Genomic DNA, 15,041 nt, shown 5'->3' with positions numbered 1-15,041 from the left:
ACCGCGCGCGGGACTACGCCCCCAGCCGGTTCAGCGCGGCGACCGTCAGTGCCTGCACGCCCATGGTCAGCGTCGGCCGGGCGACCGGTGCGAAACGCGGCGAGTGGTTCGACGGGATGTCCTGCGCCAGCCGCCCCGCGGCCAGTGCCGTACGGAACTCCTCCGGGTCCCAGCCGCCCAGCCACCAGTAGTAGAGGGGCGCTCCGGCAGCGGTCGCCAGCACCCCGGCGTCCTCGCTCCCGGACGCCGGCCCGTAGGCGAACACCCGCTCCGTGCCGAAGAGTTCCACGAACTGCTCGTTGACCTCATGCAGCGTCGACGCGTCGTTGACCGTGACCGGGAAGGAGTCCAGCACTTCGATCTCCGGCGCGCGGTCCGCGCCCGAAGCGGCCGCCTCCGCCCGCGCGATGCGGTCGATCCCCGCCAGCACGGCCGTCCGTACCGTCTCGTCGAAGCTCCGCACGCTCAGCCGTACGACCGCGCGCTCCGGGATGACATTGGCCGTGTCCCCCGCGTGGAAGGACCCCACACTGACCACCGCCTGGTCCTTCGGCGCGACCTCCCGGGAGACCACCGACTGCACCCGCTGCACGAACGACGCCGCCATCAGGATCGGATCGACGGTGGTCTCCGGCCGGGAGCCGTGGCCCCCGGTGCCGTGAAAGGTGATCTCCAGGCTGTCCGCGGCGGCCATGCAGGCACCGGGGCAGTACGCGATCAGCCCGGCCCCGAACGGCGCGACGTGCTGGGCCAGCACCACATCCGGGGTGGGCACCCGCCCCTTGCTGTAGAGCCCGTCGTCCAGCATGGCCTGCGCGCCGCTGCCGATCTCCTCCGCCGGCTGGAACAGCACGACCACCGTCCCCGACCAGCGCTCCCGCCCCGCCGCCAGCAGATCGGCGGCGCCCAGCAGGCAGGTCACGTGCACGTCGTGGCCGCAGGCGTGCATCCGCCCGTCAACGGTGGACGCGTACTCCAGGCCGGTGTTCTCGGTGACCGGCAGCGCGTCCATGTCGGCACGCAGCAGCACCACCGGCCCGGCACCGTTGCGCAGCACACCCGCCACACCCGTCCCCGCGATACCGGTGGTGACGTCGTAGCCGAAGCCCGTCAGCCGGCGGGCGGCCTCGGCGGCCGTACGGGTCTCCTGAAAGCCGAGTTCGGGATGACGGTGCAGGTCCTCATAGAGCGCCACAAGGTCCGCGATGCGCGCATCGAGCGGAGCCAGAACGGAAGCACGGCCGGAGGCATCACTGTCACTCATCCACACATTCGATCACGCGAGGCCGCTCCGGGCACAGCGGCGGACGCCTCCTCGCTGGCCGGACTTGGCCGGTGCCCACCTGCCGTCCCGTGACACCACGGTCCACTCCTGTCACCGTGAATCAGCATGTCCAAGCCGATGACCGGAGGCTGACGTTGGCCACTGCATCCACCCAACCGACCGGCGAGCCCCACGACGTCGCGGCCCACCTGATGGACCAGGCCATGGGCCACCTCTTCTCCGCCGCACTGCGCACCGCGGCCCACTACCGCATCGCCGACCACCTCGCGGAGGGCCCGCGCACCCCCGAGCAGCTGGCGGTGGCCACCGACACCCACGCACCACATCTGCGCCGGGTACTGCGCTACCTCGCCGCCCGCGGCATCTTCCGGGAGGACGCCGCGGGCGCCTACCAGCTGACCCCCACCGCGAGACCCTTGCGCACCGACACTCCCGACTCCCTGCACGCCGCCGTCATGATGATGACCGACGAGTTATTCCTGCGGACCTCGGTCTGTCTGCCGGAGTCCGTAGGCCACGGCGACACGTCCTTCGAGCGCCTCGTCGGCGCCCCGTTCTACGCGCACCTGCTGTCGGATCCGGCCAAACGCGATCTCTTCGACGACGGCACGTCCGCCCTCTCCGTCCCCGTCGACGAAGCCGTCGTCGCCGCCTACCCCTTCCCCGCTGCCGGCACCGTCGTGGACGTCGGCGGCGGCCGCGGCGGACTGCTGCGCACGGTGCTCCGCCGCCACCCGGACCTGACCGGCGTCCTCTTCGACCAGGCCCCGCCGCTGGCCCGCCACCTCCTCGACGGCGACGACCTCAAGGGCCGCTGGCGCACCGAGGAGGGCGACTTCTTCAGCTCGGTCCCCCAGGGCGGCGACGTCTACGTCCTCAAGCACGTCCTGCACGACTGGGAGGACGACGCCTGCCGCAGCATCCTGCGCACCTGCCACACCGCGATGGCCAAGGGCACCCGCCTCCTGGTCATCGACTGCGTGCTGCCCCCCGGCAACGCCCCGCACTTCGGCAAGACCCTGGACGTCGCCATGATGGCCGTCGTCCACGGCCAGGAGCGCAGCGCCGAGGACTTCTCCACCCTCCTCTCGGCCGGCGGCTTCCGCCTCACCCGCGTCCTGCCGACCGCCGCCTTCCCCTCCATCGTCGAGGCGGTCGCCGAATAACGGGACCCGCCCCAGGAAGCCCGTGCGCCCCCGCCACCACACCGACCGGCTCCCCCCGCCCCCCTCCACCGCTGGCGGCTCCCCCCACCCCACGCTGTACTGGTCCCACCCCGCGCACCCCGCCCGAGGACCCGGAACAGCGCAAGGAGCCGCTATGACCAGCGCGTCCGCCCCGTCCGGCCCCGCCCTCCCGACACCCGTCGAACGCGCCCTGTACTGCGCGAACGGCGGCGACACCGACGGCTTCCTCGCCGCCTTCGCCGACGACGGCGCGGTCAACGACTGGGGCCGGGAGTTCCGCGGCCACCAGGCGATCCGGGGCTGGAGCGACGGCGAGTTCATCGGCAAGCAGGTCACCCTGGAGGTCACGGGCGCCCGCACCGAAGGCGCCACCACCACGGTCAGCACCCAGGTCGGCGGCAACGGCTACAACGGCCCGTCATCCTTCGCCTTCACCACGGACAAGAACCTCATCACTCTCATGCGCATCACGGGGTAGCCCCCGGCCCGCTCCCACCAACGGACGAAGAGCCTGCCCATGCCCCTCCTCATGCGCGAGCGCCCCCGCACGGAGCGCCACCGCGCCGCCACCCCCCTGGAACTCTTCTTCGACCTGTGCTTCGTCGTGGCGATCGCGCAGGCCGGCCGCCAGCTGGTGCACGACGTGGCCGAGGGCCATCCGGGCCACGGCGTTCCCGGCTTCCTCATGATCTTCTTCGGCATCTGGTGGGCCTGGGTCAACTTCACCTGGTTCGCGTCGGCGTACGACAACGACGACGCCCTCTTCCGTGTGATCACGCTCGTCCAGATGGCGGGCGTCCTGATCCTGGCCGCGGGCATCCCCCGCGCCTTCGACGGCGACTTCACCGTCACCTGGTTCGGCTATGTGGTGATGCGGCTGGCCCTCGTCACCCAGTGGCTGCGGGCCGCCTACGGCAGCCACGGCCCCGAACGGCGCACCGCGCTGCGCTACGCCCTGGGGGTGACCGTGTGCCAGGTCGGCTGGCTCGGCCTGGTGCTGCTCCCGGACGGCGACATCCCCTGGGTGTTCCTGGTCGTCGGCCTGCTGGAGCTGAGCGTCCCCGCGCTCGCCGAACGGGAGCGGCAGACGAGCTGGCACCCGCACCACATCGCCGAGCGGTACGGCCTGTTCACCATCATCGTGCTGGGCGAGACGATCGCCGCGGCCACCGTCGCCGTGCAGTCCGCGCTGGACGAGCACGACGAGCTGAGCACCCTGCTGCCGATCGCGGGCGGCGGCCTGCTGCTGGTCTTCACCGCCTACTGGATCTACTTCGCGGTCCCCATCCACCTGCATCTGCACTCCAACCGGCAGGCCTTCGCCTGGGGCTACGGCCACTACCTGGTGTACGCGTCGGCGGCGGCGGTCGGCGCGGGCATCGAGATCGCGGTGGAGGAGTCCGTCGGCACGGCGCATCTGTCGACGTTCGCGGCGTCCGCGTGGGTGACGGTGCCGGCCGCGCTGTTCATGTTCACGGTGTGGCTGATCCACTCCCGCCACCAGAAGCGCGGCCTGGCCCAGCAGCTGGTCCTGCCGGTGTCCTCGCTCGCGCTCCTGGCCTGTACGTTCGCCGGCCACTGGGCCGTGCTGCTGGCCGGCCTGGTGGCCTCCGCGACGGTCGCCGTCGGCGTCACCCTCACAGCCCGCCAGGGCACCGCCCTGACCGCCGGGCCGGACGAGGAGGAGTAGCGCCGCCCGGCCGGGCACCCGCTCTGCGATGCTGACGCGATGCCCCCCGCTCTCCCCTCCCCCGAGCCCGTCACCCCCGGCCCGCCCGGGTCGATCCCCCGGCCACTGCTCACCCAGTCCTGGCTCGACCTGGCATTCCTCCATTGGGCGGTGGCCCCCGAGGACGTGGCCGCTCTGCTCCCGCCGGGGACGGCGCCCGACACCCTCGACGGCGTCACCTACGTCGGCCTGGTCGCCTTCCGCATGCACCGCGTCGGATGGCTGCGACTGCCCGGCGTCCCCTATCTGGGCACCTTTCCCGAGACCAATGTCCGCCTGTACTCGGTGGACGGGCACGGCCGGCGCGGCGTGGTCTTCCGTTCGCTGGACGCCTCGCGCCTGATCCCGGTGCTCATGGCGCGGTACGGCTTCCGGCTGCCGTACGTGTGGTCCCGGATGGCGGTCCGCGCCGAGCGGGACACCCTCACCTACACCAGCACGCGCCGCCTGCCGGGCCCGCGCGGCGCGTACAGCCGCATCACGGTGCGCAAGGGCGAGCCGATCGCCGAGCCGACCGAGCTGGAGCACTTCCTGACGGCCCGTTGGGGCATGCACAGCACGTTCCTCGGCCGGTCGAGGTACTTGCCGAACGTGCACCCGAGGTGGCCGCTGTACCGGGCCGACCTGGTGGCGTGCGACGAGAATCTGGTGGCGGCGGCGGGTGTGCCGGCGCCGGTGGGGGATCCGGTGAGCGTGCTGTATTCGCCCGGCGTCCCGGTCCGCTTCGGCCGCCCGGCCCGCCCGGCCGGTATCCCGACCTCCTGACGCCCGCCACAGCCGGTGACCGTCCCGGGGCGCCCGGGGCCCGCGCGGGAGCCGCCCCGGCGGCCCGCCTGTCCGGCTCTCCCGGTGGGCCGTTCCCCCACAAGCGTGCCGAACGGTCGTACCCGGCATCAGATCCGGCCATCTTCGATGCCCCGCCCGACACCCCCCTCACCTGCGCCGCCACCCTCCCTCTTCCCCTCAACACCCCATCAATTACCCGCCAAAAGGCCCGACTTCCGGGGACTTCGCCCTCTTGTTCCCCCGCCTTCACCCGGGGCGGAGGCGGCCCCGACACCTGAACGCGGTAGGGTGCAGATTGCCCTTTTTATGCCCGCGCTACTCCATACGGGCACCACCCACGGGCCGTCCACCCGTCCGCAACTGAGGAGACGCCAGACATGGCCGCCCGCCACGCTCAGTCACGCGCACGCAAAAGGCTGTCCCGGCGCAGCAAGGCAGTGAGCGGATTCGCTGTCACCACGCTGGTCGGTACCGCCCTGTGGGCGTGGCCCGCCTCGGGTGACGACAACGACGGCCGGGTGGACGCCAAGAACGCCCCCACGGCCGCCGCCGGTCCGGAGAAACCCTCCGCCAGGACCGCGCCCAAGATGGCGCCGAACGCCGCCACCCGGGCCCCGCGCGCGATCCCCGGTCTGAGCGACGACGTACGCAAGCGCATACCGGCCAACTCTCGCCAGGTGCTGGTCGTCACCGGAGCGGGAGATGACTCCTACGACTCCCGGGTCGTCCTCTACACCCGCGACAAGGGCTCCAAGGACTGGCAACCGGGCACCGCCTGGGCCGCGCACAACGCCGCCCAGGGCTGGACGGACGATCACCACTACGGCGACCTCCGTTCCCCGCAGGGCGTCTACACCCTCACCGACGCGGGCGGCCGGCTGGCCGCCCCCGAGGGCACCAAGCTCCCCTACGACCACAACGGCAGCTTCGTCGCGAACGGCACCGGCGTGGAGGGTGAGCCCCTGGAGGGCGCTTTCGATTACGTCATCGCCATCAACTACAACCGGGTGCCGGGCACTTCCCCGCTCGACCAGCAGCGCCCCGAGGGCGACGCCAAGGGCGGCGGCGTCTGGCTGCATGTGGACCACGACGGCCCCACCCAGGGCTGCGTGAGCCTCAAGCCGAAGGTCATGCGGGAACTGCTGCGCACCCTCGACCCCGACCGCCATCCGGTCGTGGTGATGGGCCCGCCCGGTCACTGACCGGTACCCGCGCAGGGGCCCGCCGGGCCGCGCCGCGGCGTGGTACCCATGAGCCATGGCTGACACGGCACAGCAGGGCCCGCGTGACGCGTTGACGGACGTCCATGGGCTGCGGGTGGGCCATGCCCGGCGCGTCGGCGACGGCGCGCTGACGGGCACCACCGTCGTCCTCGCCCCCGAGGGCGGCGCGGTCGCGGCCGTCGACGTACGCGGTGGCGGCCCGGGCACCCGCGAGACCGACGCGCTGGACGCGCGCAATCTCGTGCAGCGCGTCGAGGCGGTCGTGCTGACCGGTGGGAGTGCCTTCGGGCTTGATGCCGCGTCCGGTGTGGCGTGCTGGCTGGAGGAGCAGGGCCGCGGATTCCACGTCGGCCCGGACCCGGCCCAGGTCGTACCGGTGGTCCCGGCGGCGGCCTTGTTCGATCTGGGGCGCGGCGGCGACTGGCGGGCCCGGCCGGATGCCGCGCTGGGGCGGTCGGCGGTCGAGGCCGCCGCCTGCACGCAGCCGGGTGCGCCGGTCGCGCAGGGCAACACCGGCGCCGGCACCGGCGCGGTGGCGGGCGGCCTGAAGGGCGGCATCGGCACCGCGAGCGTGCTGCTGCCGTCGGGTGCCACGGTCGCCGCGCTGGCCGCGGTCAACGCGAGCGGTTCGCCGGCCGATCCCCGCACCGGCGCGCTGTACGGGCGCCTGCACGACGGCCCCGGCGCCTTCCCCGCCCCCGAGGTGCACGCCCGCGCCGTACGCCGGCTCGCCGAGGCCGCGGAGCTCTCACAGGCCCGCTGGGCCGCCTCGGTACGTCCGCCGCTCAACACCACCCTCGCGGTCGTCGCCACCGACGCCGTTCTCACCCGCGCCCAGGCCCACAAGCTCGCGGGCACCGCGCATGACGGTCTGGCCCGAGCGGTGCGCCCGGTGCATCTGCTGTCCGACGGCGACACGGTCTTCGCGCTGTCCACCGGCGCCCGCCCGCTCGCCCCCGAAGGAGCGCTCGCCGACCCGGTGTTCGGGATGCATGCGGAGCTCGGCCCGCTGAACGAGATCCTGGCCGCCGGTGCGGACGTGCTCGCCCGCGCCGTCGTCTCCGCCGTCCTGACGGCGGAGACGGTGGACGGCCCGGGGGGCGTGTTCCCCTCGTACCGGGACCTGTACGGCGATCCGTTCGCGGACCGGTAGGACCGTACGGGTCCGGCGAGGCCACGTGCCGGGCTCCGCCTACCGTCCCGCTGCCCCCTCCTGCCGCCTCATACCCCCGACGCCCCGAGCGCCGCACCCGCCCCGTACGTCACCGCCATGGCCAGGGCGCCGCCCGCGACATTGCGCAGCATCGCGCGGCGGACCGGGGCGGCGCCCAGGCGGGCGCTGATCCAGCCGCAGAACGCGAGCGCGACGAGCACCGCGACGACGGTGACCGGCAGGCGCAGTGCGGACGGCGGCAGCACGATCGCCAGCAGGGGCAGCAGCGCGCCGGCGGTGAAGGCGAGGAAGCTGGCGCCCGCGGCGTGCCAGGGGTTGGTGAGGTCGTCGGGGTCGATGCCGAGCTCGACCTCGGCGTGTGCGCGCAGCGCGTCGTGTGCGGTGAGTTCCTCGGCGACCTCCCGGGCCAGTTCGCCGCTCAGCCCCTTGCCCTCCAACAGGCCGGTCAGTTCGATGAGTTCGGCCTGCGGCTCGGTGGCCAGCTCGCGCTTCTCCTTGACGAGTGCGGCCTTTTCCGAGTCCCGCTGGGTGGAGACGGACACGTACTCGCCCGCGGCCATCGACATCGATCCGGCGAGCAGTCCGGCCAGTCCGGCGGTCAGCAGCGCGCCGCGCGCGTCGGTGGCTCCGGCGACGCCGACGACGATTCCGGCCGTGGAGACGACCCCGTCGTTGGCGCCGAGCACCGCCGCCCGCAGCCAGTTGAGACGGCTGCCCAGCCCGCCGCCGTGCGCCTCGCCGTGCTCTGGGGTATCGGCAGTCATCATCCGCCGAGGGTCTCATCCGCGCTGGTCGCACCCCCGCCCGACGCCCCTGGGGCGTCCCGAATTCGCCGGTGGTAGGAAGGCTGCATGCCCGCACCGCCGTCCCCGCAGCCTCCGCCGCCTCCCCCGACGCTCGTCCAGCCGGAGCGCCGCGGGCCGGCTCCGCGCCGCCGGCTGTGGTGGCACCGGCTGATCCTCGGGCTCTGGTACCGGCCGGTGGAGGTCCTGGACGAGGCCCGGGACCGCAGCGCCTGGAGCGCCGCGGTGCTGCTGTGTCTGGTCAGCGGCGGCATCGGGGTGCTGACGGTGAGCGCGTTCCGGGACCAGTGGGCGGCCGATCGCACGATGGCCCTGCAGCTCGCCGGACTTGCCGTGGGTGGGGTGCTGGCCGCGAGCTTCGCGCTGGGGGCGGTCACGCACGCGATCGCCCGGACGCTCGGCGGGAACGGCCGCTTCTCGCCCACCGCGAGCCTGTTCATCGTGTTGTTCTGGGTGACCGATCTGCCGCGGCTGGCGATCGCCGCCTGGCTGCCGACCGGCGCCACCTTCGTCCAGGCCGCCACCTGGACGACCTGGGGCTTCGGTTACGTCCTCGCGGTGCTGCTCATCAGGGGCCAGCACCATCTCTCCACCCGGAAGTCGGCGACGGCGGTGTCGGTGCAGATGCTGGCCGCGCTGGCCCTGCTGAAACTGGGCCCCGTCCGCTGATCCCCGGCGAGGGACGCATCCCCGCCCCGGGCCGGTCAGCTGCCGCCGGTCAACTGCCGTACGAGGCCTGCGAACGCCTCACGCTCCGCGGCACTCAGCTCCACGCTCTCCGAGGGCGGCCCGGCGGGTCCCGTCTGCCGCGGGACCGCCCCGAGCAGCGGCGCCCCGGATCCGCGCGGCTGCGGCCGGCCGCTGCGCTGCGCCGCCCCGGGCCGCTTCCGCCCCCGCGTCGGTCCGGCCAGCAGGACCAGCCCGACGACCCAGACGACGGTCGCGACGAGGAGGACGGCGAGGCCGATCTGCTGCAGGATCGAAAAGGAGGGGAGCATGCGGTCCTCCAGGACGGCGGTCGGGGGCGGACAAGCGGTCAGGTGCTCGACCGGCGCGCAGGGCGGGTCAGTTCAGGCGCCGGAACCAGGGCGCCCGTCCGGATCGGGCCGGATGCGGGAGCGGGGTCCGGGACGTGCGGCCGCGATGCGGAGGAGCGGTCCACGCGAGGTGGCCGCGCCCTGCGGACGTCGGGGGTGACCGACGCGAACGCGGCGGGGCCCGCGCCTTCGAGGCGTGGTGGAGTGCCTGCCGGACCCCGCGCGCCCGGCATGACCCGAACGAGCGGTTCCGCCCCAGTAGACACCACCTCGCGGGAACTTCGACAGGGTGTTTTGGGACCGAAGTCCTGAAGTGACCCTTCTCCTACGACTTTTCGCCATTCTTGCGGTGTGCCCCTCGCTCCGGCACGGCAGGTTCCGCGGCGCCCCGTTGGACACCCCGGCGGCTTCCCCCGGGCGAAGATCGTCCCCGACGATGGCGGCACACCGTCCGCGACGTGAGGAGCACGCACGTGCCGCAGCCGCCCCAGCCGCAGCCCCAGCCGCCCACCGGCCCGGACCGCACCGCCCCCACCGCCGACGCCCTCACCCCGGGAGCACCGCGCCCCGCACGCGCCCTCGACGGCGTCCTCGTCGCCGACTTCAGCCGGGTGCTGGCCGGGCCGCTGGCCGCCGCGACACTCGCCGACCTCGGCGCCGAGGTGATCAAGGTGGAGCGGCCCGGCACCGGCGATGACACCCGCGCCTGGGGCCCGCCGTTCGCCGCCGACGGGACGGCCGCGTACTTCGACGCCGCCAACCGTTCCAAGCGCGGCCTCGCACTGGATCTGGGCGACCCCGACGACGCGGCGGCAGCCCGCGAGCTGGCGCGCCGGGCCGACGTACTCATCGAGAACTTCCGCCCCGGGTCGCTCACCAAATACGGCCTGGACCACGCCGCCACCCGTGCCGCCCACCCCGGACTGATCCACTGCACGATCACCGGCTTCGGGTCGGGTGCGGGCGCCCATCTCCCCGGCTACGACTTCGTCGTGCAGGCCGTCGGCGGCCTGATGAGCATCACCGGCGAGCCGGGCGGAACGCCGCTGAAGGCGGGCGTCGCGCTGGTGGACGTACTGACCGCCAAGGACGCCACGACCGGCATCCTTGCCGCGCTGCGGCACCGCGACCGGACGGGCGAGGGGCAGCTCGTGGAGGTGAACCTGCTCTCCTCCCTTCTCGGTTCGCTGGTGAATCAGGCGTCCGGGCATCTGGCGACCGGCCGCGACCCGGGCCCGATGGGCAACCGCCATCCGAGCATCGCCCCGTACGAGACGCTGGCCTGCCGGGGCGGGCTGCTCGCGGTGGCGGTCGGCAACGACCGCCAATTCCGGGCGTTGACGCAGGCGCTGGGCGCCCCGGAACTGGGCGAGGATGCCCGTTTTCTCCGCAATCAGGACAGGGTACATAACCGCAGAGAACTCATCAAAGCGCTGGAAGACCGACTCGCATCCGACACTCCGCAGGGCTGGACCGAACATCTGTCCGCGGCGTCCGTGCCGTGCGGTCCGGTCAACAGCCTGTCCGAGGCGCTGGAGTTGGCGGACCGGCTCGGACTCGATCCGGTCACCCCGGTCGGCGAGGGCCGCACACCCCAAGTCACCAGCCCACTCCGCCTCTCGGGGACGCCGGTTTCCCAACCCGCGGCACCACCCCGCCTGGACGAGGACGGCACCCCGCTGCGAACCTGGCTGTCAGGACCACCTGACCGCCCCCTCCCGCCGCGGCTGTGACCTTGGTCACATATCACCGCAACCCGCAACCAAATCTGCCCGTTGGTGCTGTTTACCAGCACGGAAACACAACACCCTTGTATGGAGCAGCTCGTGACATCGCCGGACAATCCCGCGCCCGCTCGGTCCCGCACCCCGCACCAGCTGCTCCAGCTCCCCGAGCAGCAGGCGGCCGGCGCCCCGCGCCGCACCCGCCGGATGCGTCGCACCCTGGCCGCCACCGCCCTGTTCGCCGCGGGAGCGCTCGCGCTGTCCGCCTGTGGCGGTGACGCCGGCGCCAGTGGCAACTCCGACGGCAAGAACGGCCAGGCCGGAGCGGATGCGGCGGCCGCCAAGGACGCCTCCGACGCGAAGATCAAGGTCTCCTCGAAGGACGGCGCCACCGACGCCAGCATCAACGACACCGGGGTGAAGGTCACCGGCGGCAAGTTGACCGATGTGAAGCTCACCGTGGCCGATTCCGGCGCGGACGTGGCCGGAGCCATATCGGCCGACGGAGCCTCCTGGAAGCCGGGCGTCCAGCTGGAGCGCGGCACGAAGTACAAGATCGTCGCGAACGCCAAGGACACCAAGGGCCGTTCGGCGACCGAGAACGCCACCTTCACCACCGTCTCCTCGGCGAACAGCTTCATCGGCAGCTACACCCCCGACGACGGCAAGACCGTCGGCGTCGGCATGCCGGTGTCGTTCAACTTCGACAAGGCGATCAGCAACAAGAAGGACGTCCAGTCCCACATCACGGTGTCGTCCAGCAGCGGCCAGCAGGTCGTCGGCCACTGGTTCGGCGCGCAGCGCCTGGACTTCCGGCCCGAGGACTACTGGAAGGCCGGCTCCAAGGTCACCATGAAGATCGACCTGGACGGCGTGAAGGGCGGCCAGGGCATCACGGGCGTGCAGTCCAAGACGGTCTCCTTCACCATCGGGCGCTCGCAGGTCTCCACGGTCGACATGGACACCCAGAACATGACGATCAAGAAGGACGGCGCGACCCTCAAGACCATCCCGATCTCCGGCGGCAGCGCCGACCACCCCACCTACAACGGCCAGATGGTGATCTCGGAGAAGTTCGAGCGGACCCGGATGGACGGCTCGACGGTCGGCTTCGGCGGTGAGTACGACATCAAGGACGTCCCGCACGCCATGCGCCTGTCGTCCTCCGGCACCTTCATCCACGGCAACTACTGGGGCTCCCCGTCGATCTTCGGCAAGTCCGGCACCAGCCACGGCTGCGTCGGCCTGCGCGACGCCAAGGGCGGCGGTGGCGACACCCCGGGCAAGTGGTTCTTCGACAACTCGCTGGTCGGCGATGTCGTCATCGTGAAGAACTCGCACGACGAGACGGTCAAGCCGGACAACGGCCTCAACGGCTGGAACCTGTCCTGGTCCGAGTGGCAGGCGGGCAGCGCGTCCTGACCCGCCCGCCGGGCCCGCGCGCCCGCTGACGGACACTCCACGGTGGCCGGTCCCGCAAGGGGCCGGCCACCGTTGTCGCAGGGACCCTAGCTCCGGGGCGCGGGTGCGGCCGCCCGGTGGCCGGGGCCGGGGTGCGGTTCCCCGGCGGTTGCCCCGGCGCCCTCAGCCATCGCGCCCCGGTCCGCCGCCCCGTCGCCCGTTACGCCCTCGCCGCGTCCGCCGCTGTTGTCGCCGCGCAGCGGCACCTCCCGTACGAACCAGGCCGCGGCGAAGGCCAGTACGGCCAGGACGGCGGCGCCGATGAGGACGCCGTGCAGTCCGCCGGTGACCGCCGCCCGGTAGGCGTCCCGCACCGGGCCGGTCACCCCCTGGAGCAGCTGCGGCGTCATCTGGTCGGCGCCCTCCGTCAGCCGTCGTGCCGTGTCCTGGCCCAGCCGGTCCGCGAGTCCGCTCTGCAGCCTGCCGGTGAAGACGGCGCCCAGCAGGGCGACACCGAGCGAGCCGCCGAGGGTGCGCAGCAGGGTGACGGTGCCGCTCGCGGCGCCCATGTCGCGCGGGTCGGCACTGTTCATCGTGATGACCATCGTGCTCTGCATGACCAGCCCGATCCCCGCCCCCGCGACGACGGTGAGCGCGGAGACGGCGGCCGTCGCGGTGTCGGTGCCGAGCCGCAGCAGGATCAGCAGGCCGAGGGTGAGGACCGCGCCGCCGAGGATCGGATAGCGGCGGTAGCGGCCGGTGCGGCTGATCAGCGCGCCGGTGGCGAGCTGCACCCCGAGCATCCCGAACATCAGCGGCACCAGCAGCAGCCCGCCGGCCGTCGGGGAGAGCCCCTGCACGAACTGCATGTACTGCGGCAGATAGCTCGTCGCGCCCAGCATCACCGCCCCGACCAGAAAGCTCAGGACCTGCGCGAGGGTGAAGTTGCGGTCGGCGAACAGCCGGGGCGGGATGACCGGTTCGGCGGCCCGCCGCTCCACCCTTACGAACCAGGCCGTCGCCACCGCGCCCACCGCGGCCAGGCCGAGGATCTGCGGCGAGGCCCACCCGTACCGGCCGCCACCCCAACTGGCCAGCAGCGTCAGCGCCAGGATGCCGAGGGACAGCAGCGCCGCCCCTGCGTAGTCGATCGGGGCGCGGTTCCGCTCGGTGCGCTCCAGCCGGACCCCGACCCCGACGATCAGCAGCGCGACCGCCCCGACCGGCAGGTTCACATAGAACGCCCAGCGCCAGCTCAGGTGGTCGGTGAGAAAGCCGCCCAGCAGGGGGCCGCCGATGAACGCGACCGGCATCATGGCGCCGATCATCGACTGCATGCGTCCGCTTTCGCGGGGCGGCACCAGCACCCCGATGATCGACAGCGCGCCGACCATCAGCCCGCCCGCGCCCAGCCCCTGGAGCGCCCGGAAGCCGATCAACTGGCCCATGTCCTGCGCCAGCCCGGACAGCACCGATCCGGCCAGGAAGAGGACGATCGCCGCCATGAAGATGCCCTTGCGGCCGTGCAGATCGCCGAGCTTCCCCCAGATCGGGGTGGCCACCGCCGCGGTGAGCAGATAGGCCGTCACCACCCATGACAGCTGTTCCAGCCCGCCGAGTTCTCCCACGATCGTGGGCAGCGCGGTGCCCACGATCATGCCGTCCACCATCCCCAGGAACATCCCGAGCAACAGCCCGAACACCCCGAACCGCAGCGACCTCGACCGCCGCCCCGCACCCCTCGCGCTCCCCTTGCTCACGGCGCCACTCCCCCTCATCCCGTCCGCACGTGTACGTCGTATTCTTGAGATACAACGTACACACCCAGGTGTACACCGTCTACCACTGATACGTTGTACGCACACGTGCGGAAGGGACGATGCGACGATGGCCAGGCAGAAGCGGCAGGCGCCCACGCCCCCGACCCCGGAGTCACCGGCCCCCGACGGGGAATCGCCCCCGGCCTCCCTCTGGGAGCGCCTGGACCAGCCCGCCCCCGCCCCGCGCGCCACCCTCACCCCGAAGAAGATCGCCGCGGCCGCCGTACGCCTCGCCGACACCGAAGGCATCGACGCCGTCACCATGCGCCGCCTGGCCGCCGAACTGGGCGTCGCCCCCATGGCGGCCTACCGCTACGTCTCCGGCAAGAGCGACCTGCTGGACCTGATGACTGACACGGTTTACGCCGACCTGGAACTCCCCCGCGACCTCAAGAGCTGGCGCGACGTCCTACGCGCGGGCGCCCTGCGCACCCGCGAGATCGTGCTGAACCACCCCTGGCTGACCCAGATCTCCTCGCCGCAGAGCCTGCGCACGCTGACCCCCAACCGGTTGGCCGCGGCCGAGCGCTCCCTCGCGTCGCTGGACGGTCTCGGGCTCGACATCGACGCGATGATGGCCGTCGTCGGCACCGTCAACTCCTATGTCCACGGCGCCGTTTCATCCGAGGTCGCGCACCAGCTCCTGATGGTGTCGGAGGGCTGGACCACCAACGACGACCTGCGGATCGCGCTCGCCCCGCAGATGACCTACCTCATGAGCACCGGCCGCTACCCGACCTACCGGCGCTACACGCACGAAGCGACCCGCAAGGACGACCCGCTGTGGCGCTTCGAGACCGGCCTGGACAGCGTCCTCGACGGCGTAGCCGCCCGCTTCGGCATCTGAGCGCACCGGCGGAGTCCGGCGCGGG

General features: G+C 72.6%; 14 protein-coding genes. 10 read left to right on the top strand and 4 right to left on the bottom strand.

Annotated elements, in window-relative coordinates:
- Window positions 1-13: 13 nt before the first annotated feature.
- Entirely contained in the window at window positions 14-1,264 is a 1,251-nt protein-coding gene (locus tag ACIRQ7_RS26220; protein ID WP_404265142.1) for an amidohydrolase, read from the bottom strand.
- Window positions 1,265-1,419: 155 nt separating this feature from the next.
- Here ACIRQ7_RS26220 and ACIRQ7_RS26215 point away from each other — a divergent pair, with 155 nt between their 5' ends.
- The 6 genes from ACIRQ7_RS26215 (at window position 1,420) to ACIRQ7_RS26190 (ending at window position 7,363) form a co-directional block, all read left to right on the top strand.
- Window positions 1,420-2,451 (top strand): methyltransferase, encoded by a 1,032-nt coding sequence (locus tag ACIRQ7_RS26215; protein WP_404265141.1) that lies wholly within the window; start codon window positions 1,420-1,422, stop codon window positions 2,449-2,451.
- A gap of 154 nt (window positions 2,452-2,605) precedes the next feature.
- Window positions 2,606-2,950, top strand: coding sequence for a nuclear transport factor 2 family protein (locus tag ACIRQ7_RS26210; RefSeq protein WP_404265140.1), 345 nt, complete (start codon window positions 2,606-2,608; stop codon window positions 2,948-2,950).
- Window positions 2,951-2,989: 39 nt separating this feature from the next.
- Entirely contained in the window at window positions 2,990-4,162 is a 1,173-nt protein-coding gene (locus tag ACIRQ7_RS26205; protein WP_404265139.1) for a low temperature requirement protein A, read from the top strand.
- Between the two features lie 39 nt (window positions 4,163-4,201).
- Window positions 4,202-4,966, top strand: coding sequence for a YqjF family protein (locus ACIRQ7_RS26200; protein WP_404265138.1), 765 nt, complete (start codon window positions 4,202-4,204; stop codon window positions 4,964-4,966).
- A gap of 398 nt (window positions 4,967-5,364) precedes the next feature.
- Entirely contained in the window at window positions 5,365-6,189 is an 825-nt protein-coding gene (locus ACIRQ7_RS26195; RefSeq protein ID WP_404265137.1) for a hypothetical protein, read from the top strand.
- A gap of 55 nt (window positions 6,190-6,244) precedes the next feature.
- Window positions 6,245-7,363 (top strand): P1 family peptidase, encoded by a 1,119-nt coding sequence (locus ACIRQ7_RS26190; RefSeq protein ID WP_404265136.1) that lies wholly within the window; start codon window positions 6,245-6,247, stop codon window positions 7,361-7,363.
- Between the two features lie 68 nt (window positions 7,364-7,431).
- Here the strand turns inward: ACIRQ7_RS26190 and ACIRQ7_RS26185 are convergent, their stop codons facing one another.
- On the bottom strand, window positions 7,432-8,148 hold the full coding sequence (locus ACIRQ7_RS26185; RefSeq protein ID WP_401473189.1) for a VIT family protein: 717 nt from the start codon (window positions 8,146-8,148) through the stop codon (window positions 7,432-7,434).
- Window positions 8,149-8,235: 87 nt separating this feature from the next.
- Here ACIRQ7_RS26185 and ACIRQ7_RS26180 point away from each other — a divergent pair, with 87 nt between their 5' ends.
- Window positions 8,236-8,856 carry a Yip1 family protein gene (locus ACIRQ7_RS26180; protein ID WP_401472642.1) on the top strand — a complete coding sequence of 207 codons (621 nt, stop codon included), beginning with the start codon at window positions 8,236-8,238 and terminating at the stop codon, window positions 8,854-8,856.
- Window positions 8,857-8,891: 35 nt separating this feature from the next.
- On the opposite strand, the gene ACIRQ7_RS26175 is transcribed toward ACIRQ7_RS26180, so the two are convergent.
- Window positions 8,892-9,185, bottom strand: coding sequence for a hypothetical protein (locus ACIRQ7_RS26175; protein WP_401472639.1), 294 nt, complete (start codon window positions 9,183-9,185; stop codon window positions 8,892-8,894).
- 512 nt (window positions 9,186-9,697) lie between these two features.
- Between ACIRQ7_RS26175 and ACIRQ7_RS26170 the strand changes: the two genes are divergently transcribed.
- Both ACIRQ7_RS26170 and ACIRQ7_RS26165 read left to right on the top strand, forming a co-directional pair.
- Entirely contained in the window at window positions 9,698-10,957 is a 1,260-nt protein-coding gene (locus ACIRQ7_RS26170; protein WP_404265135.1) for a CaiB/BaiF CoA transferase family protein, read from the top strand.
- 81 nt (window positions 10,958-11,038) lie between these two features.
- Window positions 11,039-12,370, top strand: a complete 1,332-nt coding sequence (locus ACIRQ7_RS26165) for an Ig-like domain-containing protein (RefSeq protein ID WP_404265134.1) — start codon at window positions 11,039-11,041, stop codon at window positions 12,368-12,370.
- 86 nt (window positions 12,371-12,456) lie between these two features.
- On the opposite strand, the gene ACIRQ7_RS26160 is transcribed toward ACIRQ7_RS26165, so the two are convergent.
- Window positions 12,457-14,031: a DHA2 family efflux MFS transporter permease subunit gene (locus ACIRQ7_RS26160; RefSeq protein WP_404265294.1), complete on the bottom strand. Its 1,575-nt coding sequence runs from the start codon at window positions 14,029-14,031 to the stop codon at window positions 12,457-12,459.
- 205 nt (window positions 14,032-14,236) lie between these two features.
- On the opposite strand from ACIRQ7_RS26160, the gene ACIRQ7_RS26155 reads away from it, so the two are divergent.
- Window positions 14,237-15,016, top strand: coding sequence for a TetR/AcrR family transcriptional regulator C-terminal domain-containing protein (locus tag ACIRQ7_RS26155; RefSeq protein ID WP_404265133.1), 780 nt, complete (start codon window positions 14,237-14,239; stop codon window positions 15,014-15,016).
- Window positions 15,017-15,041 lie beyond the last annotated feature (25 nt).

It is taken from the genome of Streptomyces sp. NPDC101393 (assembly GCF_044767385.1).
In the GTDB taxonomy this organism is placed as follows: Bacteria; Actinomycetota; Actinomycetes; order Streptomycetales; family Streptomycetaceae; genus Streptomyces.
Note: the sequence above shows the minus strand (reverse complement) of the source record. Positions and strands in the feature narration are given on the sequence as shown.